The sequence below is a fragment of the Alistipes sp. An116 genome, assembly GCF_002161005.1.
In the GTDB taxonomy this organism is placed as follows: domain Bacteria; phylum Bacteroidota; class Bacteroidia; order Bacteroidales; family Rikenellaceae; genus Alistipes; species Alistipes megaguti.
This window is the reverse complement of record NZ_NFLR01000008.1, coordinates 74980-97708: the sequence shown is the minus strand read 5'-3', so window position 1 is coordinate 97708 and position 22729 is coordinate 74980. Positions and strand designations below refer to the sequence as shown.

The 22729-nt window shown below is 61.7% G+C and carries 22 protein-coding genes and 3 tRNA genes; 8 read left to right on the top strand and 17 right to left on the bottom strand.

Going from position 1 to position 22729, the window contains the following annotated elements:
* Nucleotides 1-100: 100 nt before the first annotated feature.
* The 7 genes from B5E60_RS07335 to B5E60_RS07305 form a co-directional block, all read right to left on the bottom strand.
* Complete coding sequence (locus tag B5E60_RS07335; protein WP_087310817.1) at nt 101-1381, bottom strand: sensor histidine kinase; 1281 nt, start codon at nt 1379-1381, stop codon at nt 101-103.
* Nucleotides 1378-2055, bottom strand: coding sequence for a response regulator transcription factor (locus B5E60_RS07330; protein WP_087310815.1), 678 nt, complete (start codon nt 2053-2055; stop codon nt 1378-1380). The genes B5E60_RS07335 and B5E60_RS07330 overlap by 4 nt, the downstream gene beginning before the upstream one ends.
* A gap of 180 nt (nt 2056-2235) precedes the next feature.
* Nucleotides 2236-2730, bottom strand: coding sequence for a GNAT family N-acetyltransferase (locus tag B5E60_RS07325; RefSeq protein WP_087310813.1), 495 nt, complete (start codon nt 2728-2730; stop codon nt 2236-2238).
* 241 nt (nt 2731-2971) lie between these two features.
* Nucleotides 2972-3976, bottom strand: a complete 1005-nt coding sequence (locus B5E60_RS07320; RefSeq protein ID WP_087310811.1) for a beta-ketoacyl-ACP synthase III — start codon at nt 3974-3976, stop codon at nt 2972-2974.
* A gap of 28 nt (nt 3977-4004) precedes the next feature.
* On the bottom strand, nt 4005-4952 hold the full coding sequence (gene plsX, locus B5E60_RS07315; RefSeq protein WP_087310809.1) for a phosphate acyltransferase PlsX: 948 nt from the start codon (nt 4950-4952) through the stop codon (nt 4005-4007).
* 129 nt (nt 4953-5081) lie between these two features.
* Nucleotides 5082-5267, bottom strand: a complete 186-nt coding sequence (rpmF, locus tag B5E60_RS07310; protein ID WP_087310807.1) for a 50S ribosomal protein L32 — start codon at nt 5265-5267, stop codon at nt 5082-5084.
* Nucleotides 5268-5306: 39 nt separating this feature from the next.
* Complete coding sequence (locus tag B5E60_RS07305) at nt 5307-5912, bottom strand: YceD family protein (protein WP_087310805.1); 606 nt, start codon at nt 5910-5912, stop codon at nt 5307-5309.
* 156 nt (nt 5913-6068) lie between these two features.
* Here B5E60_RS07305 and B5E60_RS07300 point away from each other — a divergent pair, with 156 nt between their 5' ends.
* Nucleotides 6069-6473 carry a hypothetical protein gene (locus B5E60_RS07300; RefSeq protein ID WP_087310803.1) on the top strand — a complete coding sequence of 135 codons (405 nt, stop codon included), beginning with the start codon at nt 6069-6071 and terminating at the stop codon, nt 6471-6473.
* A gap of 276 nt (nt 6474-6749) precedes the next feature.
* Here B5E60_RS07300 and gap read toward each other — a convergent pair whose 3' ends face one another.
* The 4 genes from gap to B5E60_RS07280 all read right to left on the bottom strand — a co-directional run bounded on the left by gap (nt 6750) and on the right by B5E60_RS07280 (nt 9970).
* Entirely contained in the window at nt 6750-7769 is a 1020-nt protein-coding gene (gene gap / locus B5E60_RS07295; protein WP_087310801.1) for a type I glyceraldehyde-3-phosphate dehydrogenase, read from the bottom strand.
* Nucleotides 7770-8070: 301 nt separating this feature from the next.
* On the bottom strand, nt 8071-8826 hold the full coding sequence (locus B5E60_RS07290) for an ABC transporter ATP-binding protein (protein ID WP_087310799.1): 756 nt from the start codon (nt 8824-8826) through the stop codon (nt 8071-8073).
* The gene (locus B5E60_RS07285; RefSeq protein ID WP_087310797.1) at nt 8823-9566 is read right to left on the bottom strand and encodes an MlaE family ABC transporter permease; all 744 of its coding nucleotides are present in this window, start codon (nt 9564-9566) and stop codon (nt 8823-8825) included. The genes B5E60_RS07290 and B5E60_RS07285 overlap by 4 nt, the downstream gene beginning before the upstream one ends.
* Nucleotides 9567-9568: 2 nt before the next feature.
* On the bottom strand, nt 9569-9970 hold the full coding sequence (locus B5E60_RS07280; RefSeq protein ID WP_087310795.1) for a DUF4834 family protein: 402 nt from the start codon (nt 9968-9970) through the stop codon (nt 9569-9571).
* Between the two features lie 152 nt (nt 9971-10122).
* On the opposite strand from B5E60_RS07280, the gene purB reads away from it, so the two are divergent.
* Nucleotides 10123-11472, top strand: a complete 1350-nt coding sequence (gene purB, locus B5E60_RS07275; RefSeq protein WP_087310793.1) for an adenylosuccinate lyase — start codon at nt 10123-10125, stop codon at nt 11470-11472.
* A 12-nt stretch (nt 11473-11484) separates the two neighbouring features.
* On the top strand, nt 11485-11826 hold the full coding sequence (locus tag B5E60_RS07270; RefSeq protein WP_087310791.1) for a DUF3784 domain-containing protein: 342 nt from the start codon (nt 11485-11487) through the stop codon (nt 11824-11826).
* A 395-nt stretch (nt 11827-12221) separates the two neighbouring features.
* Here B5E60_RS07270 and B5E60_RS07265 read toward each other — a convergent pair whose 3' ends face one another.
* From B5E60_RS07265 to B5E60_RS07245, 4 genes are all read right to left on the bottom strand, one after another.
* Nucleotides 12222-14621, bottom strand: coding sequence for a TonB-dependent receptor (locus B5E60_RS07265; protein ID WP_087310789.1), 2400 nt, complete (start codon nt 14619-14621; stop codon nt 12222-12224).
* 428 nt (nt 14622-15049) lie between these two features.
* Nucleotides 15050-15127, bottom strand: a tRNA-Val gene (locus B5E60_RS07255).
* Nucleotides 15128-15216: 89 nt separating this feature from the next.
* A tRNA-Val gene (locus B5E60_RS07250) sits at nt 15217-15291 on the bottom strand.
* Nucleotides 15292-15540: 249 nt separating this feature from the next.
* Nucleotides 15541-15614, bottom strand: a tRNA-Asn gene (locus B5E60_RS07245).
* A gap of 126 nt (nt 15615-15740) precedes the next feature.
* Here B5E60_RS07245 and B5E60_RS07240 point away from each other — a divergent pair.
* From B5E60_RS07240 to B5E60_RS07225, 4 genes are all read left to right on the top strand, one after another.
* The gene (locus B5E60_RS07240) at nt 15741-16817 is read left to right on the top strand and encodes a DUF1573 domain-containing protein (RefSeq protein WP_087310785.1); all 1077 of its coding nucleotides are present in this window, start codon (nt 15741-15743) and stop codon (nt 16815-16817) included.
* A gap of 30 nt (nt 16818-16847) precedes the next feature.
* Nucleotides 16848-17732 (top strand): sulfide/dihydroorotate dehydrogenase-like FAD/NAD-binding protein, encoded by an 885-nt coding sequence (locus B5E60_RS07235; RefSeq protein WP_087310783.1) that lies wholly within the window; start codon nt 16848-16850, stop codon nt 17730-17732.
* 12 nt (nt 17733-17744) lie between these two features.
* Nucleotides 17745-19136 (top strand): NADPH-dependent glutamate synthase, encoded by a 1392-nt coding sequence (gltA, locus tag B5E60_RS07230; protein WP_087310781.1) that lies wholly within the window; start codon nt 17745-17747, stop codon nt 19134-19136.
* 85 nt (nt 19137-19221) lie between these two features.
* Entirely contained in the window at nt 19222-19914 is a 693-nt protein-coding gene (locus B5E60_RS07225; RefSeq protein ID WP_239403266.1) for a lipocalin family protein, read from the top strand.
* Between the two features lie 74 nt (nt 19915-19988).
* Here B5E60_RS07225 and B5E60_RS07220 read toward each other — a convergent pair whose 3' ends face one another.
* Both B5E60_RS07220 and B5E60_RS07215 read right to left on the bottom strand, forming a co-directional pair.
* Nucleotides 19989-21020: a glycosyltransferase family 9 protein gene (locus tag B5E60_RS07220; RefSeq protein WP_087310777.1), complete on the bottom strand. Its 1032-nt coding sequence runs from the start codon at nt 21018-21020 to the stop codon at nt 19989-19991.
* Nucleotides 21004-21609 carry a DUF4254 domain-containing protein gene (locus B5E60_RS07215; protein WP_087310775.1) on the bottom strand — a complete coding sequence of 202 codons (606 nt, stop codon included), beginning with the start codon at nt 21607-21609 and terminating at the stop codon, nt 21004-21006. The genes B5E60_RS07220 and B5E60_RS07215 overlap by 17 nt, the downstream gene beginning before the upstream one ends.
* A gap of 75 nt (nt 21610-21684) precedes the next feature.
* Here B5E60_RS07215 and B5E60_RS07210 point away from each other — a divergent pair, with 75 nt between their 5' ends.
* Nucleotides 21685-22689, top strand: coding sequence for a glucosaminidase domain-containing protein (locus tag B5E60_RS07210; protein ID WP_087310773.1), 1005 nt, complete (start codon nt 21685-21687; stop codon nt 22687-22689).
* Nucleotides 22690-22729: the final 40 nt, after the last annotated feature.

Here is a 22729-nt window from a genome sequence, read left to right as displayed (position 1 = left end):
TTGAGCGTCGGGGGATGTTGGGACATCGGGGACATCGGGGACGTCGGGAACATCGGGGGCATCGGGGGCATCGGGAACGTCGGGGGCGTCGCGAACCCTTCTACGCCGGGAAATCGACCGTAAAGCAGTGGAGCCCCTGACGGAAATCGTAGCGGATCCGCAGCCCGTAGAGGCGGCAGACGGCATCGACAATGGCCAGTCCGAGCCCCGTCGAACCCTTCTTCTTGGTACCCTGATAGAAGCGGTCGAAGATGTGTGCGGCATCCAGGGGACCGGCGTCGGCCGAATTCTCGACCTCGAAGCGGCGGGCCGAGATCCGGACCCGCACCTCGCCGCCCTCCGCCCCGTGGACAAAGGCATTCTTGATGAGATTTCCCACCAGACTCCCCGCCAGCGAGGGGTTCATCCGCACGCGCAGCGGAGCCTGCTCCTCCATCACGAAACGCAAGCCCCGATAGGCGTAGATCTCCTCCAGATCCTCGCCCGTGCGGCGGGTCAACCCGCCGAGATCAATCTCCTCGACCTCGGGGAACTGCCCATTGTCGATCTTCGAGAGCAGCAGCAGCGTACGGTTCAGGCGCACCAGATAGTCCAGCGTATGCTGCACCTTGGCAATCTCGCCCAGCTGCTCCTCGCTGAGTTGCTGCGGATCGTCGACCAGCATCTCCAGCCGGTTGCGGCAGACGGCCAGCGGCGTCTGCATTTCGTGCGAAGCGTTGCCGATGAACTGCTTCTGGCGTTCGAACGACGACTCGGCCCGCTGTGCGGAACGCACCGCCGCGTCGTTCAGCCGCCGGAACTCCGTCACCGAGGTCTCAACCACCAGCGGAGCATTCGGACGCCCGATCCGGTAGTCGTCCAGCCAACGCAGCAGCGCATAGAGCGGCCGCATCATGCGGTTGACCACCACGACCGTCACCAGCAGCACCGACAGCAGCAGGAAGAGATACAGGTAGAGAATTCCGTAGAAGATGGCCTCCAGCAGATCCTCCTTTTCGATGCTGGGGGTCATCACCGTCAGTTCGTACCAGCGGCCGCTGGCGTCGCGGAACGTCTGGCGCAGCACGCGGGCCGGCTCCTCATCATCCCGTTCCGGAATGTAGATCTCCTCATCCGTATAGCGTTCATGGGCCCAGCCTTCGGCATATTCGGCCGAAACCTCGTGCAGATAATAACCGGTATTGCCATCGGTCGAGGTCTCGGGAAGCTCCCGCCCGGCCAGTACGCGCTTGACGATCACCTCGGCGCGCGCCTCGAGGGCATCGTCCACCTCGTCGTTGACCTCGTCGATGAGCGTGAAGTAGAAGAGTGCCGCCCACCCGGCCAGCAGCAGCGTGAGCACCCACAACAAGTGCAGCAGAATACGATAGACCAGTTTCACGGCCGGACCAGTTTATAACCGAAACCGTAAACGGACCGGATCTCGATGTCGGCCCCGGCATCGTGGAGTTTGCGCCGCAGGTTCTTCATCTGCGCATAGACGAAGTCGAAATTGTCCACCTGGTCGATATGGTCGCCCCAGACCCCTTCGGCCAGCATCGCCTTGTCGACCGTATGGTTGGGCCGGGCCATGAAATAGTGCAGGATGTCATACTCCTTGCGCAGCAGATCGAGCGGACGTCCCGCCACCTCGACCCGCCGGCTGTCGGGCCACAGGCGCACGTTCCCCGCCTCGAGGCTCTCGTACCCGTCGCGCTGGTGGCGGCGCAACACGCTCCGGATCCGGGCGCTCAACTCCGCCAGGTGGAACGGCTTGGGCAGGTAGTCGTCCGCTCCGAGTTCGAGCCCCTCGATCTTGTCATCCAGCGAATCGCGCGCCGAGATGATGATCACGCCGGCCCGGCTGCGGCGACGCTTCAACTCCCCGAGCAGCCGCAGCCCGCTTCCGCCGGGCAACATGATATCGAGCAGGATACAGTCGTAATCGTATGCGGCGATCTTGTCCGAAGCCGAGGCATAGTCGGCCGCCTGTTCGACGACGTACTGCTCGCGCGTCAACGTCCGCACCATAATCTCCCGCAGGGAGGGTTCATCTTCCACAATCAATATCTTCATAGTCCATCAATTTCATCTCCGGGCATCCCCCGGCATCCCCCGGCACTCCCCGGCACTCCCCAAACGTCCCCGGTTTCCCCTGGTCCTGTCACGCCTTTGCCTCGTCGGCTTTCGTCCGGGCCGCAGGCAAAGGTAGCCATCAAAACCGAAAGCAATCTGAAACGGAGTACCGGAACCGCCTCACTCCGCCCCGGTCCGATCTCCAAGATCGCACCGCATCACCCATTCGCCACCGTGCTCCGCAACCGTCCGGAATCCGAGACGCAGGTAGAGTCTTGCCGCCGGATTGTCCCGCTGCACGGAGAGGGAGACCGCACAACAACCGCGGCCGGACAACTCCTCCAGCAGAGCCCGGAGAAGCCGGGTTCCGAAACCGCAGCCCCGGAACGACGAATAAAGCGCAACGGCCAGCTCGGGGATTCGCTCTCCGGTCCATCCGAAACCGCGGATCACGCGGCACCACGCCGCCCCGACCACCTCGCCGCCGACCTCGGCCACCAGGCAGCAGTCTCCGTCCTGCGATCCGAACGCCTCGACATAGGGTCTCAACGCAGGGGTCCGGACCACCTCCCGCGGCAAACGGCGGTTGGAGTCCGGCTGCCAAATGGCTTCATAGAGAAAATCCTCCAGCAGCGGGAGCTCCGTCTGGCGGATCGGGCGGATCAGCAGTTCCATACTGTAAAGATACGAATTTTCCGGGGCTTCCGGATGGGGCACGTCCGAAAACCGGCATCCGTGTCAACAAAAAAGCGATGCACTCCTTACGGAGAACATCGCTTTTTCATCAGGCGGGATCGAGGTCGGAACCCTGCGGCCGGGTTCATTTCGCTAACCGGCGGCTCGGCTTGTCTGGCGTCTGGCTTCCCCGGCGTCTGGCTTGCCCTGGCTCACTCCCCCCCCCTCTCGGGTCCTGGGATCAGGCCTTCGAACCGTCGTAGGCCCACTTCACGTAGATGGCACCCCAGGTATAACCGCCACCGAAGGCGGCCAGAATCAGGTTGTCACCCTTGCGGAGCTGGCTCTCGTAGTCGTAGAGGCAGGTCGGGATCGTGGCGGCCGTCGTATTGCCGTTGCGGTCGATATTGATCATGCACTTGTCGTGGGTAATGCCCATGCGGCGGGCCGTGGCATCGATGATGCGCAGGTTGGCCTGGTGAGGTACCAGGAAGCGGATATCGTCCCCCGTGAGGTGGTGGCGCTCCATCATCTCCACCGAGACATCCGACATCTTCGATACGGCAGCCTTGAAGACGGCGTGACCGTCCCACGTGATCGTATGCCAGTTGTTCTGTACGGTCTCGATCGATGCCGGGTAACGCGAACCGCCGGCCTTCATGTAGAGCTGCAGCTCGCCCGAGCCGTCGCTGCGGAGAATCGAGTCGATCACACCATAGCCTTCGGTATTGGGCTCGAGCAGCACGGCGGCTGCGGCATCGCCGAAGAGCGGGCAGGTCGAACGGTCCGTGTAGTCAATGATCGACGACATCTTGTCGGCACCCACAACGATGACACGCTTGCTCGTGCCGGCCTCGATGAACTTGGCACCGGTGGTCAGGGCGAAGAGGAAGCCGCTGCAGGCTGCCGAAACGTCGTAGGCGAAGGCATTCTTGCAACCGGCCTGATCGGCGATCAGGTTACCCGTCGAGGGGAAGAACATGTCGGGGGTTACCGTGGCGCAGATCACCGCGTCGATCGACATCGGGTCAACACCCGTCTTGTCGAGCAGGTTCATCACGGCGCGGGCTCCCATGTAGGAGGTTCCGATGCCCTCACCCTTGAGGATATGGCGGGTCTTGATACCCGTATGCGACATGATCCACTCGTCGTTGGTGTCGACCATGCGGCTCAACTCATCGTTCGTAAGAATATAATCCGGGAGGTACTGACCCACACCCGTAATTGCTGCTGTTATCTTACCCATTAACTTAATTTTTGCTTACAGTAAACTTTTAATTTTTGAACGCATCGCGCAGTTTCGAGGTCAAGCCGGCCTTGATGACCTGCTCGGTCGAAAGGATCATGCTCCGGATGGCCTTCGGCGTCGAACAGCCGTGGCCGATGATCACCGGAGCATTGACACCCAGCACGGGAGTGCCGCCCACGTTCTCGTAATTCATGGCATCCCAGAAGGCATTGTGGCCTCCCAGCGCCAGATTGATCCGGTAGAGTCCCTCGGCCATCTTCAGCACCGTGTTGCCGACAAAACCGTCGCAGACGATCACATCGGCCACCTTGCCCGTGAAGAGGTACGAACTCTCGACATTACCCACGAAATGGATCCGGCTGTCGGCCTTCAGCAGATCGAACGTCGCCTTGACCTGGGCATTGCCCTTGGTCTCCTCCTCGCCGATGTTGAGCACCGCAACGCGCGGTTTTTCGATGCCCAGCACCGATTCGGCATAGATCGAACCGATCAGGCCGTACTGAGCCAGCACTTCGGGTTTGCAGTCCACGTTAAGACCCACGTCGAGCAGCAGGGCCGGACGTCCGCTGACGGTCGGCACCGTTGAGGAGATCGTGGGGCGGATAACCCCTTCGATCGGTTTGACGGCATACATCGAGCCGACCATCATGGCACCGGTCGAACCGGCGCTTGCAAAGCCGTCGATGGCACCCTTGGCCAGGTATCCGAACCCGACCGTAATGCTCGAATTGCTTTTGGTCTGAAACGCCTTGGCCGGGTGGTCACCCATCTCGATCACCTCGGTCGTGGGCACGAGGTCGAACCGCTCGGCAGGGCATCCTTCCGAAGCGAGTACGGACCTGATTTTCTGTTCGTCACCGAACAGGACGATACGGCTGTCCGAGCCGACCGCGTCGAGCGCCATGACGGCTCCCTTGACAGCCGCTTCGGGAGCGAAATCGCCACCCATGGCATCTACACCAATCTTTATCATACTCGTGGAGTTGGTTGAAAACTTCAGGCCCGGGCGCCCGGACGCCGCAAAAAACGTTCGGCGGGACGGGTCCGTTCATAAACCGAAAAAGAGGCCTCTCCGCAGGGATGCACTCTTTCCGTACCGAAACTATTCGGCTGCTTTCTTCTCGATGGCGAGCTTGCCGCGATAGAACCCGCACTCGGGGCATACACGGTGGTAGAGCACCGCTGCGCCGCAGTTCGAGCACGTAACGACCGTCGGAACGGTTGCCTTGTAGTGAGTTCTGCGCTTGTCGCGGCGCGTCGACGAGATTTTGTGTTTAGGATGTGCCATTTTACAACTGTACTTTTATAAGTTCGACTTTCAATTCGTTTACTTCTCCTTCTTTTCCGGGGTCCGAGCCTCCGCAGGCCTATTTTTCTGCGCCTCTTCAGCCTGCATCTGCTCGCGCAGGGCTGCCAGTTTGGCCCATTCGCCCTCGTTGTGTTCGTGGGAGACCGCCCGTTTTTCGATGGCCTCGAACTCGCCTTCGGAGACGATCCGGAAGCGTTCGAGCATCTCGGGATTGCACTCCCCTTCGGGATGCACCCGCTGATAGGGCAGCGACAGCACGATGCTTTCGTAGACATACTGCTTCAGATCGACGCTCTCCTCACCCGGCAGCAACCAGATCACCTCCCCTTCGTATTCGTGGGGTTCGTCGGAGAACTTCACCGGCAGCACGCCGGCGAAATCGATCGGAATGCGGCAATCCTCCAGACAGCGGTCGCACTCGACGACGACGTAGCCCGAAATCGAGATCTCGAGCATGAGCTGCGTTTCGGAGCGCTCCATCTCGACCACCACCTCACAGGCGCCGTCCTTGATCTCCGAGCTTTCGTACTCTTCGAACAACGACCGATCCACCGCAAAACGGAATTCGTGGTGTCCGTTTTTCAGCCCCTTGAAGCAGATGGAATATCGCTGCATTTCCCCCATTTAAACACATTTAGTGCGCAAAGTTACTAAAAAATAAGATAACTGCAAAGAAAACGCGGAGTTTTAGTCTCCGCAGAGAGGGCACGAGCTTCGGAGAACAACGCTGCGGGGCTGAAAAATTTGCTTTTGCCCACGGCTTGCACTATCTTTGCCTGCATGAAGGAGCAGGGATTCAAAATCGAACTGAAAAGCCGTTACGACGAGTGGTGGCGATACAACGCGGATCTGATGTGCGGCTGTTTCGATGTGGACGACAACCGCATCGGATTCGCCTCGACGGCCTCGGATGTGGCCGACGTGGGTTCGAACCTCAAGGCCCGGCCGGCCGAGATTCCCGCGTCGCGGAGCGTCACGCTCGAAACCCCGCCCTGCGACCATCTGGTGCTCTACGTCTACATCATCCCCCACACGCTGCCCGCCGGCAACGACATCGATTCGACACGCCCCTTCGAGGCCGAGATCCGCATCTCCTACGCCGGACGCCTCCTGCGCACCGAGAAGCGCATGATCAACCAATGGTCGGGGGCCTCGATCGAGATGAAGGTCGCCCACGGGGAGTGATCCGCCGTAACGGTCCTTCTTTTTACAGCGACCCGACTTTCGTCAGCGGCCATCTTTTCGCTGCGGCCGTCTTTTCGCAGCGACCGTCTTTTCGCAGCGACCGTCTTTTCGCAGGGGCCCACCGCAATCAGCCTCACTCAACCCGCAACCCCCGCCGGCGTGTTTAAACCGTCGCTCCCCGGCCTCATCCGCCCCCACGCCCCTACCCACACAAAAACGCGCACAAAAAGAGGGAAGCCCGTTCGAGCTTCCCTCTTTTTTCGAGGTGTCTTACAATTATTTGTTGTTGTAAGCAGCCATCTTCTCGATGAGCATCAGCACCTTGTTCGAGTAACCCCACTCGTTGTCGTACCAGGCGACAACCTTTACGAAGGTGTCGGTCAGTGCGATACCGGCGGCCTTGTCGAAGATCGACGTACGGGGATCGCCCAGGAAGTCCGACGAAACGACAGCGTCCTCGGTGTAACCCAGAATGCCCTTCAGCTCGCCTTCCGAAGCCTCCTTCATGGCGGCGCAGATCTCATCGTACTTGGCCGGCTTTGCGAGGTTGACCGTCAGGTCGACAACCGATACGTCCAGCGTCGGGACACGCATCGACATACCCGTCAGCTTGCCGTTCAGCGAAGGAATAACCTTGCCTACGGCCTTGGCAGCGCCCGTCGACGAGGGGATGATGTTGCCCGAAGCGGCACGACCGCCACGCCAGTCCTTCATCGAGGGACCGTCTACGGTCTTCTGCGTTGCGGTGGTCGAGTGAACCGTCGTCATCAGACCGTCCGTGATACCGAACTTGTCGTTGAGCACCTTGGCGATCGGGGCGAGGCAGTTCGTGGTGCACGAAGCGTTCGAAACGATCTTCTGACCGGCATAGGTGTCGGTGTTAACGCCGCATACGAACATCGGCGTAGCGTCCTTCGAAGGAGCCGACATTACCACGTATTTGGCACCGGCTGTCAGGTGAGCCTGAGCCTTCTCCTCGGTCAGGAACAGACCCGTCGACTCTACGACGTACTCGGCACCTACCTCGTTCCACTTCAGGTTTGCGGGATCCTTCTCGGCGGTGACGCGGATGGCGTGGCCGTTGACGATCAGCTGGCTCTTCTCCATGTTGCAGCTGATTTCGCCCTTGAACTGACCGTGCATCGTGTCATACTTCAGCATGTAAGCCAGGTAATCTACCGGGCAGAGGTCGTTGATACCTACAACCTCGAACTTGTCAGTCTGCGTGCAAGCAGCACGGAAAACCATACGGCCAATACGACCGAAGCCGTTGATACCGATTTTGATAGTTGCCATAATACTTTGAATTATTTGTTAATAAAACCTTGCGTTATTTTTTTCACAGCGCAAAAGTACATACTTTAAATATTATACGCAAATAAAAATTTAATTTTTTTACAATCCGTCTCCGCAACGGCTGCAACCCCTTTCCGGCCTTCGCGTTCAGCATCCCGCCGCAAGCTCGCCCCAACGGTTGTCGGACATCCGACGTCCCTTCTCCCGGACGGTTAACCGGCATCCTGAGTCTCCTCGCCCCGACGGTCATCCGCCTGTCGCCGCCCCTCGTCCGGTCTGCCGCCGCCTCCCGGCCCGGTCCTTACTTGGCGGCCGCTTTGGCGCGCTTGGCCATGGCCGAGGCGAAGACGAAATCGTTCAGCTCGCGGTTGTCGGCATGGAGGATCTCCTCCTTGGTCCCCTCCCACCACTTGCGCCCCTGGTGGATGTAAACAATTTTCTCGCCAATCTCCATCACGGAGTTCATGTCGTGCGTATTGATGATCGTCGTCATGCCGTATTCGTGGGTGATCTCGTGAATCAAGTTGTCGATGACGATCGAGGTCTGCGGATCGAGGCCCGAGTTGGGCTCGTCGCAGAAGAGATAGCGAGGATTCATCACAATGGCCCGGGCGATGGCCACGCGCTTGATCATGCCGCCCGACAGTTCAGCCGGATAGAGGTGGTTGGCATTATCGAGCCGCACGCGGCGCAGACAGGAGTTCACGCGTTCGAGCTTTTCGCGTTCGCTCTGGGAGGTGAACAGGTCGAGCGGCAGCTTGACGTTCTCCTCGACGGTCGACGAGTCGAGCAGCGCCCCGCCCTGGAAGATCATGCCGATATCCTTGCGGATCTCCTTGCGCTGGCGGAAACCCAGCCGCGTGAAGTTCACCTCGTCGTACCACACGTCGCCCGAATCGGGTTCGTGCAGCCCCACGAGGGTCTTCAGCAGCACGGTCTTGCCCGAACCGCTGCGACCGATGATCAGGTTCGTCCGTCCGGTCTCGAACTCCACCGAGATGTCGTCCAGGACCACCCGTCCGTCGAACGACTTGACGATATGTTCGGCACGTATCATATCAGCAGCACTTGAGTCAGAATCAGGTCAAAGAGCAGCACCACCACGCAGCTTACGACCACGGCCCGCGTCGAGGCGACACCCACCTCGAGCGAATTGCCCCGGGCGTTGTAGCCGAAGAAGGCCGAAATCGAGGTGATGATGTAGGCGAAGAAGACGGTCTTGATCAACGTGTAGGTGATCGAGTAGGGTTTGAAGTCCATCAGCAGGCCGTCGACGTAGTCGGCCGGGATCATGATGCCCGTGGCGGCGGCGATGAGCCAGCCGCCCAGCACGCCGATCAGGATCGAGAGGATCGTCAGGAAGGGGAAGAAGATCATCGCGGCGACGATCTTCGGCAGAATGAGGTACGAGGCCGAATTGACGCCCATGATCTCCAGGGCGTCGATCTGTTCGGTGATGCGCATCGTGCCGATTTCGGAGGCGATGCTCGAGCCGACCTTGCCGGCCAGGATCAGCGCCACGACCGCCGACGAGAACTCCAGGATCATCGTTTCGCGCGTGGCGTAGCCGATCAGCGACTTGGGGATGAAGGGCGAATCGAGGTTGATCGACATCTGCAGGGTGATCACCGCGCCGATGAAGATCGAGATGATGGCCGTCAGACCGATCGAGTTGATGCCCAGCGACTCCATCTCGAAGAGGATCCGGCGGCGGTAGATGGCGGCCTTCTCCGGACGGGAAAAGACCTTTCCCATCAGGATGAAATAGCGTCCTATGAGTCCGAAAGCCCGCAGCATGGTCAGTTTTTCTCCTCTTCGAAATCAATGTAATCGCCCACGTCCTTCGAGACGCGTTTTTCGGGGGCGCCGGGTGTTTTGTGCACCCGCACTTCGCCTTCGCGGCCGCCGCGGGGTTCGTTGCCCGCGGCAAAGGGCGAGCCGAAACCGCCCTGTCGGGGGTCGAACCCGCTGCCGAACTGCTCCTCCATCTGCTTGCGGGCCCGGTAGAGCCGCCAGCGGAAGGCCAGCATCAGCACCAGAATCAAAAGAATCAGTCCCATGATGAAATAGAGTATGAAGAGTGCAATACCCTTGAGTACCGCCGGGGCTGCGACAGCCAGAAACAGAATGATGAACGTCGTGAACGGATTGCGCCGCACGAAGCCCACCACCGAGTCGATGATCGCCATCAGGAAGTTCATGTCTTCTCCGGTTTCCAGGTTTTCAAGCCTTCCCCGCAAAGAGCGTGCAAGCCGCACGCCGGGGAGTTTATCTTTGCAAAGGTAGCGAAAATTATGCGTAATTCAATTAAATGTCGTAAATTTGGTGCTCGAAAACAAATCTCATCCCAAATATGTTAACGCCACTGACTGCCATCTCGCCCGTCGACGGGCGCTACCGGAACAAAACGGAAAAACTGGCGGATTATTTTTCCGAACAGGCCCTGATTCGTTATCGAATCCGCGTCGAAGTGGAATATTTCATCGCCCTGTGCGAGCTTCCGCTCCCCCAGCTCCGCGACATCGACCACGCAAAGTTTGCCGAACTGCGCAGACTCTACACCGATTTTTCGGACGCCGACGCCCAACGGGTCAAGGAGATCGAGGCGGTTACGAACCACGACGTCAAGGCCGTCGAGTACATCATCAAGGAGAAGATGGATGCCCTGGGACTCGAACGCTACAAGGAGTTCGTCCACTTCGGCCTCACGTCGCAGGATATCAACAATACGGCCATTCCGCTCTCGCTCAAGGAGGCCATGACCGGCGTCTACTACCCGGCCGTCGAGGAGGTGCGCGACAAGCTGGCGTCGTTCGCCCGCGAGTGGCGCACGGTGCCGATGCTGGCCCGCACCCACGGACAACCCGCTTCGCCCACGTCGCTGGGCAAGGAGTTCTCGGTCTTCGTCGAACGCCTCGAGAAGCAGCTCGTCATGCTCCACGACATCGCCATTCCGGCCAAGTTCGGCGGCGCCACAGGCAACTTCAACGCCCACCATGCGGCCTATCCCGAGATCGACTGGGTGGCCTTCGCCAACCGCTTCGTCAACGAGCGGCTGGGGCTCTGCCGTTCGCAGTACACCACCCAGATCGAGCACTACGACAACCTGGCGGCCATCTTCGACAACATGAAGCGCATCGACACCATTCTGATCGACCTCTCGCGCGACATGTGGACCTATATCTCGATGGAGTACTTCAAGCAGCGGATCAAAGCCGGCGAGGTCGGATCGAGCGCCATGCCCCACAAGGTCAACCCGATCGACTTCGAGAACGCCGAGGGCAACTTCGGCATCGCCAACGCCGTCTTCAGCCACCTCTCGTCGAAGCTCCCCGTCTCGCGCCTGCAGCGCGACCTCACGGACTCGACCGTACTGCGCAACATCGGCGTTCCGGTGGCCCACGCCATGATCGCCCTGCAGTCGCTGATGAAGGGACTGGGCAAGGTGATCCTCAACCGCGACGCGCTGGAGCGCGATCTGGAGCAGAACTGGGCCGTCGTGGCCGAGGGCATCCAGACGATCCTGCGCCGCGAGGGCTACCCGAAACCCTACGAGGCGCTGAAGGCCCTCACGCGTACGAACGCCCACATCACGCATGAGGCCATTGCCGACTTCATCGAGACGCTCAACGTTTCGGAAGAGGTGAAGAAGGAGTTGCGCGCCCTCTCGCCGATGACCTATACGGGCGTCTTCCGCTGTTAACGCCGCCGGACCATGAACAGCGACCTGATCGTCTGCGGCGTGCTCTTTCTGCTCTTCGTCGTGATGGGCGGCTTCCTGCTCGCGGGACGCGGGGCGTGGCTGATCGCCGGCTACAACACGATGCCGAAGAAGGAGCGCGAACGCTATGACGAACGGGCGCTGTGCCGCTTCATGGGCTGGCTGATGCTCTACTGCGCCGCCTGCATGCTCGTGATGGGGGCCGACTCGCTGTGGCCCGGACGGGGATTGTGGCTCGCCGCAACAATCTGGCTGGTGATCGGGGCGATCGGGGCCGTGATCTACGCCAACACGGGAGGCCGCTTCTTGAAGGAAAACGCCCGGAAGAGGCCCTGAAAAAAAAGGGTCCTCGGACAAAGCACACACGAAACAGGCCCAAAGATACACCGAAAAGCCGCCGACGGATCGAATTCCGCCGGCGGCTCTCTTTTGGCACACGCTTTGCTCTTTGAAGAGTCAGCTGCGGGTCAGCAACCGCAGTGAGGTTTCTTCATTTATTTAAGTTTGGGTTAGTAGTTTAGGAGGGCAACCTCCGAAGGCAGCAGGCAGTCGCGAGATTCCCTGCTGTTTTTGTGTGCCGCAAGACAGTTCCAATCCGCCCCACGCAGACACCCCGTTGCGTCCACAGACGAACATCCCGTTGCGCCCGCAGGCAGACACCTCGTTGCACCCTGCACCCACAGATGCACAGACGCCCCGACGTGCCGTTCGCATCTTTCGACCCGCTGCCCCTAAAACTCGATCGTCAGCCCCAGCGTCGGCAGCAGCGTACCGCTCACCTGCTCGATCCGCTTCATCTTATACCTTTGCTGTTCGACCGGAGCCTCCGGATTTTCGATCTCACCGGTCGACATCCAGACGTCGGGCGAACGGAACTTGCTCACCGTGACGTTCTGCAGATCGACGTAGAACCCCAGCATGAAGTGTTTGAAGTAGAATACCTTGTCCAGCCGGACGTCCAGCTGTGCAAAGGCGTCGAGCCGCTCGGCATTGTAAAAGTCGTAATTGTAGTAGGGGCGCCCCTGAGCATCCCAGGCCGTGACGAGCGACGACTTGTCCAGATCGTAGGGCGTATAGGGGGCGCCGCCCACGGCACTCAGCTTGGCGCCGAAGCTCCAGTTGCGCGGGAAATCGTAGGTGCCGCTGACGTTGACCACGAAACGGTTGTCCCAGGCCGAGGCGATCCACGGCGCCGAGACGTTGTTGCGATATTCCGAACGATAGAGGGTCACCGACCCCACGACGTTCAACCGCCCGGGAATCTGCCACCGGGCCATCGCCTCCACCCCGTAGGCCCGTCCCTGGGCCGAGGAGACCAGCGCCTCGTTGCCCACCGTGCCGTAATCAGCCCCCTTGCATGCGAGAGGAATGCCGTCGGCCAGCGACAGCGGCACCTCACCGTAACGCTTGAAGAAGCCCTCGAGCGAGACGATCAGCCGGTCGCGGTGGCGCCAGTCGACTCCGACGCTGACCGTTGCGACGTGCATGTACTCCAGCGAACGGTTGGCCAGCGCCCCCTCCTGCTTGAAGCCGAGCGCCGTGTAGGGCGGCAGCTGGTAGTAGAGTCCGGCGGCGGCGCTCAGCGACCAGGCATCGCTCAGCGCATAGGAGATCGAGCCGCGCGGCGAAAGCTGCTCCCAGAAGCGGGCCATGCGTCCCGAATAGTCGCAGCCGTCGGTGCGCAGTCCGGCCGAGGCCTTCAGCCGTTTGTTCAGCGAGATGTACTCGGCCGAGACGAAGGCCCCCCAGCCGAGGATCCCCAGCCGGGTGTCGTAATTCGAGTAACGCGTCCGGTCGGCGACATAGAGCCGCTGGAACGAACGGTCCGTATAGTTCGACCAGGTCAGCTCGACCCCTTCGCGCACGCTCCAGCATCCGAGGTAGGTGCGGTTTTCGCCGCGCAGCGTGCTCTTCTGCTCGACGGAGCGCAGCCGCAGCGTCAGATTCTCCTCGCTCGACGAATCGTTGTTGCGGTATTTCAGGTTGCGGTTGTTCAGGTAGTTGTGGCTCAGCGTCACGGTCTGCACGTGGCGGCCGGCGTAGTGACGCCACGAGGCGCCGACGGTGAAGGTCTCCTGCTGGATGCGCGGCAGGTAGCTCAACAGATACTGCGCATTCTCCCCCTCCTCGTCGACGTTGAGCTTCATGTTGTCGATGCCGGCCAGCGCCAGCACCGTCAGTTCGTCACGCTCCGAAAGGCGCGTCTTGACCTTCACCTGTCCGTCGATGTAGTTCGGCAGGAAGGGCAGCCCCAGCATCTTGAACAACAGTTGCAGGTAGGATTGCCGCAGCGAGAAGAGACAGGTGGTCTTCCGCCCGATGTGGCCGCTGCCGCTCACCCCCACCTCCGAGGCGCCCAGCGTCGCCTTGAAGGTCTGCTTCTCAGGATTGCCGTCGCGCAACTGGAAGTCGAGCACCGAACTCATCGCCCCGGCCCGGTCGGCGGGGAAAGCGCCCGTATAGAAGCTGATCTCGCGCACGAGGTCGGCATTGACGATGCTTACCGGGCCGCCCGTGGCGCCCTGCGTGGCGAAGTGGTTGATATTCGGGATCTCGATGCCGTCCATGTAGAACTTGTTCTCCGAGGGTCCGCCGCCGCGCACGATCAGGTCGTTGCGGTAGCCCACGGGCGAGAACGACACGCCCGGATAGGAGCGGACGATGCGCGATACGTCGCGGTTCGAACCGGGGCTCTTCTCGATCTCCTGCATGCCGATGACCTTCAGACTGACGGGGCTCTCGGTCGTCACGCGGAAGGGCGACGGACGCACCGTCACGGCCTCGACCTGCGTGGCATCCTCCTCGAGTTCGACCTCAATGAAGGGGGTGGCCGCCGAAACCCGGTATTCGGGCGTCGTGCAGCTCTTGTAACCCACCGACGAGACGGTCAGCCGCCAGATGCCGGGCCGTACGTGTTCGAAGCGGAAACGACCGAGCGAATCGGTCGAAACGCCCGTACGCTCCTGCCCGGCCAGCACCACGGCCGCATAAGGGACCGGCTGACGGCTCAGACGGTCGATGACCCGGCCGCTGACGGGATAGGAGTTTGACTGGGCCCGGACATCGGATGCCGCCAGGGCAAAGAGGAGGATCGCCAAGATCGACAGGATGTGGATTTTCAGCGCATTCATACGGCAAAGATACACATTTTCAGGGCGGATTGTCCCGACCCGAGGTCCAAATCGACAAAATCCGCGATCATCCTCCCGGAGCAAAATCACTGCCAGAGGAAGCATACAAAGAGAAAGGGCACCGCCATCCGGGAGCGTCCGAAACGGATGCCGGCACGTCAGAGGAGCAAAGCGGACAACGGCAATAGCCAAGGCCGGGCCGGCAGGGTGGCCGGGCAGAGCTGGAGGGTCGGGCCGGACGGAGCTGGAGGGTCGGGCCGGGCGAAGCTGGAGGGGCTGGCCAGGCAGAGCTGGAGGGTCGGGCCAGGCAGAGCTGGAGGGTCGAGCCGGGCGGAGCTGGAGGGGCTGGAGGACCGATAGCCGGGCGGCAAGGCCAAGGCAGACACGGGCAGACAAAAAAAACGCCGCCTCACGATGAAGCGGCGTTTTGGTGGGAGCTGAGGGATTCGAACCCCCGACCCTCTGCTTGTAAGGCAGACGCTCTGAACCAGCTGAGCTAAGCTCCCGAAGACTCTCCCTTTCGGGAAAGCGGGGATATATATAAGCGGCACCAAGGCCGACAAAAAAGCCACCTCTTGACGATGTGGCGGCTTTGTGGGAGCTGAGGGATTCGAACCCCCGACCCTCTGCTTGTAAGGCAGACGCTCTGAACCAGCTGAGCTAAGCTCCCTTAAAAATGGCTTGGGACTGCAAAGGCAAACTTTCGATGGCCTGACGACCTCTTCCGTTCAACGGATCGCGCCGCGTTGTTGTCAACAGCGAGCTTTCCGGTATTCCGTTTCGAGACCGGGATTCATTGGAGAGTGGTCCTGACGATTACTCATCTTCCGACCTCTTGTCTCTCCCCCCCACGTCTCTCATCGGCCGCCCCTTGCAGGCGTGTTTCTGAAAGAACCTTTACGCAACCCTCGCGCATCTGCGCCTGAACAAGGACTTGAACCTAGGACCCCATGATTAACAGTCATGTGCTCTAACCAACTGAGCTATTCAGGCATTCGAAGCGGTGTTCTACCGTTTTCGTGGTGCAAATGTATAGCAAAAATTCATTCCTGCAAAATTTTCGCCGGTTTTTTTTGCAAAAAAAGTATCTTTGCAAAAATTCGAACAACGACTCCAAAGATGCGAAAACGAACCATATCGTTCATACTGTTGCTGTTATGCAGCGTCACGGGATTCGCCCAAGGGAAACTGGTCTTCGAGCCCGCGACGTGGGACTTCGGCACGATCCGCGAGGTCGACGGACGCGTGAGCCACACCTTCACGGGCGAAAACCGCGGCGACAGCCCGCTGGTGATCCTCGACGTGGTGACCTCGTGCGGATGTACGGCACCCCGCTTCTCGCGGCGCCCGATCCTGCCCGGAGAGAAGACCGAGATCACCGTCACCTTCGATCCGGCCAACCGCCCCGGCGTCTTCTCGAAGGATCTGACCGTCTACTCGAGCCAGCGGCAGAAGATCGCCACCCTCACCATCGGCGGCAAGGTCACCCCGCGGCCGAAGAGCATCGAGGAGCTCTACCCCGTCGATGCGGGCGGCGGCGTGCGGCTCACCACGACACTCAACACCTTTGCCTACATACGGGCGGGTCAGCACGTGCAGGGCGCTTTCGGCTGCATCAACACCTCCCGAAAGAGCGTCCGGCTGGAACTGCGTCCGCTCCATGCCAGCGGACTGCTCCGCCTCGAGGCCCCCGGGGAGCTCGCCCCCGGCCAGCGCGCCTCGATCAATGTCGCCTACCTCAACCCCGCCGCACAGCCGCACTACGGCACGATCCGCGATGCGCTGGAGCCGCTGGTCGACGGCCGCACGAACGGTACGGTACTCGTCACCCACGGCATCGGGGTGGATGCCGATGCCGGAACAGCGGAAAAAACGGCCCCGCTCTGCGAATTCTCGGAAAATATCCTTAAATTCGGAAGCCTGAAACGAACGGATGCGGTACACCGGCTCGCCTTCCGGGTTTCGAACACCGGAACGGCCGATCTGATCCTGCGGGCCGTCGAGGGCGAGGGGCATGTCGCCACGACCCTCCGGCCGGGCATCCGGATCGCTCCGGGGGAGTCGTTCCGCGCCGAGGTGATGCTGGACCCCCGCTCGCAGGACTACGGCGTGGTGAGCGAACACCTGGTCGTGGTGACCAACGACCCCGTGCGTCCGATGCGGCGCATCCGCGTGACGGCCATCATCGAAGAGTAGCAACAAAGCACACACAAAGCTGACATATATATGTATCCCATTCTTGAAAAAAGACTCCTTGCCGAAGGAATCTGGCTGATGAAGATCCTCGCCCCGCGGGTGGCGCATGCCGCCCAACCCGGGCAGTTCGTCATCGTACGGGCCGACTCGCACAGCGAGCGCATCCCGCTCACGATCTCCGACTACGATGCCGCCGAAGGCAGCGTCACGCTGGTCATCCAGGCCATCGGAGCCTCGACCCGCAAGATCTGCGCCCTGGAGCAGGGGCAGGAGATGGCCGATCTGGCCGGCCCGCTCGGACGCCCCTCGGCGTTCGTCCACACGCCCCTCGAGGAGCTGCGCACGCGCCGTTACCTCTTTGTGGCCGGAGGCGTCGGAACCGCTCCGGTCTATCCGCAGGTCAAGTGGCTGCACGAGCACGGCGTGCGGGCCGACGTGATCATCGGCGCCAAGAGCAGCCGCATGCTGATCTACACCGACGCCATGCGCCAGGTAGCCGACCACCTCTACATCGCCACGGACGACGGTTCGGAGGGGTTCAAGGGGATGGTCACCGGTCTGATCGAGGAGCTCATCGAGAAGCGCGGCGAACACTACGACGAGTGCGTGGCCATCGGACCGATGATCATGATGAAGTTCGTGGCCCTGACCACCCGCAAGTACAACCTCAAGACCACCGTGTCGCTCAACGCACTGATGGTCGACGGCACGGGCATGTGCGGAGCGTGCCGCGTGACGGTGGGCGGGCAGACACGCTTCACGTGTGTCGACGGCCCGGAGTTCGACGGCCACGAGGTCGATTTCGACGAGGCGATGCGTCGTCAGGGGATGTACCGCACCCAGGAGCAGCGCGCCGCGGCCATCGAGGCCGAGCGCGAGGCGGGACACGTATGCAGAATCGGTTTGGACAAATAACAGAGGACGACTATGGCAAACAAGATACCGCGCGTGCCGGTGCGCGAACAGGATCCGGCCGTCCGGGCGACCAACTTCGAGGAGGTCTGCTACGGCTACAATCAGGAGGAGGCGATGCTTGAGGCGTCGCGCTGCCTGCACTGCAAGAAACCCCGCTGCGTGGAGGCCTGCCCCGTGGGGATCCACATCCCGGACTTCATCGCGGCGCTGCACGAAGGCCGGCTGCAGGAGGCCGCCGACGTCATCGCGCAGGACAGTTCGCTGCCCTCGATCTGCGGCCGCGTCTGCCCGCAGGAGACGCAGTGCGAGGGGTCGTGCATCCTCGGCATCAAGGGCGAGCCGGTGGCCATCGGCAAGCTGGAGCGCTTCGTCGGCGACTGGAAACTTGAACACGGCACGGCGCCGAAGGCTCCCGCCGCACGCAACGGCCACAAGGTGGCCATCATCGGCAGCGGCCCGGCCGGACTGGCCTGCGCCAGCGACCTGGCCCGGATGGGTTACGAGGTGAAGATCTTCGAGGCGCTGCACGAGGCGGGCGGTGTGCTGGTCTATGGCATTCCGGAGTTCCGGCTGCCGAAGCAGCGCATCGTGGAGCGCGAGATCGAGGAGGTGAAGGCGCTGGGCGTGGAGATCGAAACGGACGTCATCGTGGGCCGCACCGTCACGGTCGACTCGCTGATGGACGAGGAGGGCTACGAGGCCGTCTTCATCGGTTCGGGGGCCGGACTGCCCCGCTTCATGGGCATTCCGGGCGAGAACCTCAACGGCGTGGTCTCGGCCAACGAATTCCTCACGCGTACGAACCTGATGCACGCCTACGACCGGACGTACGACACGCCGATCTACGTCGGACAGCGCGTCGTGGTGGTCGGCGGCGGCAACGTGGCGATGGATGCCGTGCGCACGGCCCGGCGGCTCGGAGCCGATGCCACGATCGTCTACCGCCGCTCGGAGAAGGAGCTCCCGGCGCGCGCCGAGGAGGTGCACCACGCCCGCGAAGAGGGGATCCGCTTCCGGATGCTGACCAACCCCACGGAGGTGCTGGGCGACGAGCGCGGCTGGGTGCGCGGCGTACGCTGTGTGGAGATGGAGCTGGGCGAACCCGACGAGAGCGGACGCCGCTCGCCGATAGTCAAACCGGGCTCGGAGTTCGAGATCGCCTGCGACGTGGTGGTCATGGCGCTGGGCACCTCGCCCAACCCGCTGCTGGCCTCGACGACCGCCGGACTCGAGACCACGCGCCGCGGCTGCATTGCGGCCGACGAACACGGCGCCACCTCGCGCAAGGGGGTCTTCGCCGGGGGAGATGCCGTGACGGGAGCCGCCACGGTGATCCTGGCCATGGGTGCCGGCCGCAAGGCCGCACGGGCCATCGACGAATACATCCGCAGCGGAAAGCAGTAAATCGCACGCGGTAAATGGCGTCAGGTGAACACAATCGGGAATTTTCGCTATTTTTGCAGCCGGAAATTTCAAAACCGCAAAGATGATGAAAAAGAGTATGTGGATCGCGGCCGTGGCCCTGCTCGGAGCCGCAGCCTGCGGCGAACGGGTGCCCGGGACCTTTACGGGCCATATCACCGACGCCTCGATGAATCAGGTCACGGTACAGGACCTCTCCTCCGAGCAGACCTACACCTTTTCGCTGGCCGATGCCGACCGCAGCGAAGCCTACGGACTGCTCGTCGGAGCTCCGGTGGCAGTGGAGTACCGCGGACGCCTCGAAGACGGGGCCGACGCCCTGAAGGTCTCGACCAACCCCACCTATGCCGAGGCCGTCGGGCGGTGGATGCTCTACAACGAGGAGCACCCCGAGTTCACGATGGGCGTCGAAATCCGCGTCGAGGGCGAGGCCGTCTCGATTAACTCGGCCACGCTGCTCTATTCGGGCTGGGAACTGCTGGACGAGGCAGACAAAATTCTGCTCCGGGGTCGCAGTGTCGGCAACGGCGCAAGCTTCGACTTCTCGCAGACGGGCGTCATCGCCCGGGATGCCGAGGGGCGTCTGCAGATGACGATCGAGGGGACGGAGGTCGTCTTCACGAAGGTCGCCGGACCGGAGATGCCCGCCGCAGAGGCCGAAGCGGCCGGGGACGGACAAGTGGAGACCGAACAGAACCCGGCCGGAGATACCGCCGCATCCGGAAGCGTCCGGGCCGACTCCGCCTCCGTGGCGAAGTAACCCCGAGGAGTCCTTTCACAAAAAAAACGTTGCAGCTATCTGCAACGTTTTTTTGTCCCGTCGTCGGAAAGTCGTTACGGCCGGCCGATCAGCCGCTCGACCCGATCGGTGACCATCTCGGGCGTGATGGCCGTCAGGCAGTGCCAGTCGCCGAAACGGCAAGGCTTGTTGCCGAAGACCGAGCATGGGCGGCAATCGCAGTCGGCCTGCACGATGCCCTCCTCCGGTGCGCCGAATCCCAGGAATCCCAACCCGGGATGGGTGGCGCCCCAGATCGACACTACCGGCGTGCCGACCAGCGCCGCCAGATGCATGACCAGCGAATCCATCGCCACTACGCAGTCGAGATTCGAGACGAGGGCCATCTCGCCATCCAGCCGGAGCTTGCCAGCCAGCGCCGTCACGTTGGGATACGTCCGCTCCATCTCCTCGGCAAAGGTCTTCTCGGTGTCCCCGCCGCTGTGGATGAAGACCCGGTCAAAATGCTCCGCAAGCAGACGAACCAGTTCCCGGGCCTGCGCCTCGGGATAGGTCTTGCCCCGATGGGCCGAGAAGGGGGCGAAGCCCACCCAGCGACCCTGCTTCGGCCCGAAAGGGTTTTCGAGGGTGCGATGCGGTGCCGGCGTCGGATCGGGAAACGTGAAGCCCAGCTGCCGGAAGACGTCGCAATAGCGCAACACGGTATGGCGCAGGGGTTTCATGCCACGACCGCCCGTACGGATGAAGCGGCGTTTTTCGGCGCGGCCCTTGTCGATATGGGCCGTCGGGATGCCGTGCAGCCGCATCGAGAGGCGGAAAGCCTTCGAGCGCAGCACGTCGTGGACGTCGGCCACGGCATCCACGCCGAGGCGCCGGGCCTCGGCCGCCAGCCGCCACATTCCCCGCAGCGAGTGGTGCACACCCTTCGTGTCGACCTCGAGAAAATCGACCGGAAGCCCCTCGAAGAAGGGATAGAAGAGCCGCCGCGTCGCCACCGTAACCTTCAGATCGGGGCAGGCCGCGCACAGCGCCCGCAGGGCATGGGGCAGCATCGCCACGTCGCCCATGGCCGAGGTGCGCAGTACCAGCAGGTGACGGGGCAGCGGGCCGTTACTTTTTCTGCCCATAGAGCACGGGATTCAGCGACGGGTCGTTGTACATCTTCATCTGCTTGTAGGTCTTCATGTACTTGCGTCCCGCCTCGATATCCTCGATCAGCTCCTCGATGGCCCGCGAAAGGTCGACCTGCTGGGTGAGCAGCACGTCGAGCTTGCGGCGGCAGGCATCGCGGTGAGCCTGGTCGACATCCGTACGTTCGGTCTCGCGAGCCATGTGGTAGATCTTCAGCGCCAGGATCGACAGCCGGTCGATGGCCCACGCCGGCGTCTCGGTATTGAGCCGTGCATCGGCCGCCGGGCGGACATCCCGGTACTTGTCCAGCAGGTAGGAGTCGATATACTCCACCATGTCCGTGCGGTCCTGGTTCGACTTGTCGATACGCCGCTTGATCCGGAGCGCCTCCACCGGGTCGATCGCCGGGTCGCGGATGATGTCCTCCAGATGCCACTGCACGGTGTCGATCCAGTTCTTGTGGTAGAGCAGGTGGTCGATCGTCCCCGCCTCGAACGGATTCTCGATCGGGTGGTCCACATCGTCCCAGCGGTGGTAATCCTCGATGGAACGGTTGAAAATGCGGTTCGCGTTTTCGGTAAACATAGGTTCGGTTTTATGGGATTATTGCTATTTTCAGCGGAAAATTATACCTTTGTCGGTAATCATCAAACAAAGATAATGAATATTTCCAGAAAAGCAATACTCCTGACGGGAATCCTCCTGGGATTCGCCCTCGGCCTGAGGGCCCAGGTGCGCCAGACCCGCGAGGAGTATGTCGACCGATACATGCACATCGCCGTGGCACACATGGAGCGTTACGGCATCCCGGCCAGCATCACCCTGGCCCAGGGAATCCTCGAGTCGGACTGCGGCAACAGCCTCCTGGCAATGAAGTCGAACAACCACTTCGGCATCAAGTGCAAGACGGGCTGGAAGGGCGAGCGCGTCTACCACGACGACGACGCCAAGGGCGAATGCTTCCGCGCCTACCCCTCGGTCGAGGCCTCGTACGAGGACCACGCCGAATTCCTCGACTCGCAGCCCCGCTACGACTCGCTCTTCGCCTACGCCTCGGACGACTACAAGAGCTGGGCCCGCGGGCTGAAGGCCGCCGGCTACGCCACGGCTCCGGACTACGCCCAGCGGCTGATCCGCATCATCGAGGAGAGCCAGCTCTACCTGCTGGACCGTCCCGACGGCGAGCGGCTCTACGCCACACGCTTCGGACTGGAGCGCAACCCCGAGGAGTGGTTCTCGTCGCAGTCGAGCGTCGAGGAGGTCGCCCGCACCGAGGCGGCCGTCGATCCGGACAACTACCGCGTGACGATCAACGCCCACGAGGGTTACAACGTCTACATGACCAACGGCGTGCACTACGTCACGGCCAAGGAGAACGACACCTTCGAGAACATCGGCCGCAAGTTCCGCATCTCGGCACGCAACCTGCGGCGGTTCAACGACCTGAAGGACAAGAAGGCCCAGCCGATGACCGGCGAGGTGGTCTACATCGAGCGCAAGAAGAAGCGCTGGGAGGGCAATGCCCAGCACCACATCTGCCGCCCGGGCGAAACGGCCTACGCCGTCGGACAGTCCTACGCCATCCGCACGCGGTCGATCGAGCGGCTCAACGGGCTCAAGCCCGGCGAAGAGCTTGAAGCCGGCCGCCGGCTGCGCATCAAATAAACCCCGGCAGACAGGGCGGCCGTGCAGCAGCCGGGACCCC

What these genes read in the sequence shown, in the direction of transcription:
- B5E60_RS07330 (WP_087310815.1), bottom strand. Translation starts at nt 2,055, where the DNA reads ATGAAGATATTGATTGTGGAAGATGAACCCTCCCTGCGGGAGATTATG.
- B5E60_RS07325 (WP_087310813.1), bottom strand. Translation starts at nt 2,730, where the DNA reads ATGGAACTGCTGATCCGCCCGATCCGCCAGACGGAGCTCCCGCTGCTG.
- B5E60_RS07320 (WP_087310811.1), bottom strand. Translation starts at nt 3,976, where the DNA reads ATGGGTAAGATAACAGCAGCAATTACGGGTGTGGGTCAGTACCTCCCG.
- plsX (WP_087310809.1), bottom strand. Translation starts at nt 4,952, where the DNA reads ATGATAAAGATTGGTGTAGATGCCATGGGTGGCGATTTCGCTCCCGAA.
- rpmF (WP_087310807.1), bottom strand. Translation starts at nt 5,267, where the DNA reads ATGGCACATCCTAAACACAAAATCTCGTCGACGCGCCGCGACAAGCGC.
- B5E60_RS07305 (WP_087310805.1), bottom strand. Translation starts at nt 5,912, where the DNA reads ATGGGGGAAATGCAGCGATATTCCATCTGCTTCAAGGGGCTGAAAAAC.
- B5E60_RS07300 (WP_087310803.1), top strand. Translation starts at nt 6,069, where the DNA reads ATGAAGGAGCAGGGATTCAAAATCGAACTGAAAAGCCGTTACGACGAG.
- gap (WP_087310801.1), bottom strand. Translation starts at nt 7,769, where the DNA reads ATGGCAACTATCAAAATCGGTATCAACGGCTTCGGTCGTATTGGCCGT.
- B5E60_RS07290 (WP_087310799.1), bottom strand. Translation starts at nt 8,826, where the DNA reads ATGATACGTGCCGAACATATCGTCAAGTCGTTCGACGGACGGGTGGTC.
- B5E60_RS07285 (WP_087310797.1), bottom strand. Translation starts at nt 9,566, where the DNA reads ATGCTGCGGGCTTTCGGACTCATAGGACGCTATTTCATCCTGATGGGA.
- B5E60_RS07280 (WP_087310795.1), bottom strand. Translation starts at nt 9,970, where the DNA reads ATGAACTTCCTGATGGCGATCATCGACTCGGTGGTGGGCTTCGTGCGG.
- purB (WP_087310793.1), top strand. Translation starts at nt 10,123, where the DNA reads ATGTTAACGCCACTGACTGCCATCTCGCCCGTCGACGGGCGCTACCGG.
- B5E60_RS07270 (WP_087310791.1), top strand. Translation starts at nt 11,485, where the DNA reads ATGAACAGCGACCTGATCGTCTGCGGCGTGCTCTTTCTGCTCTTCGTC.
- B5E60_RS07265 (WP_087310789.1), bottom strand. Translation starts at nt 14,621, where the DNA reads ATGAATGCGCTGAAAATCCACATCCTGTCGATCTTGGCGATCCTCCTC.
- B5E60_RS07240 (WP_087310785.1), top strand. Translation starts at nt 15,741, where the DNA reads ATGCGAAAACGAACCATATCGTTCATACTGTTGCTGTTATGCAGCGTC.
- B5E60_RS07235 (WP_087310783.1), top strand. Translation starts at nt 16,848, where the DNA reads ATGTATCCCATTCTTGAAAAAAGACTCCTTGCCGAAGGAATCTGGCTG.
- gltA (WP_087310781.1), top strand. Translation starts at nt 17,745, where the DNA reads ATGGCAAACAAGATACCGCGCGTGCCGGTGCGCGAACAGGATCCGGCC.
- B5E60_RS07225 (WP_239403266.1), top strand. Translation starts at nt 19,222, where the DNA reads ATGAAAAAGAGTATGTGGATCGCGGCCGTGGCCCTGCTCGGAGCCGCA.
- B5E60_RS07220 (WP_087310777.1), bottom strand. Translation starts at nt 21,020, where the DNA reads ATGGGCAGAAAAAGTAACGGCCCGCTGCCCCGTCACCTGCTGGTACTG.
- B5E60_RS07215 (WP_087310775.1), bottom strand. Translation starts at nt 21,609, where the DNA reads ATGTTTACCGAAAACGCGAACCGCATTTTCAACCGTTCCATCGAGGAT.
- B5E60_RS07210 (WP_087310773.1), top strand. Translation starts at nt 21,685, where the DNA reads ATGAATATTTCCAGAAAAGCAATACTCCTGACGGGAATCCTCCTGGGA.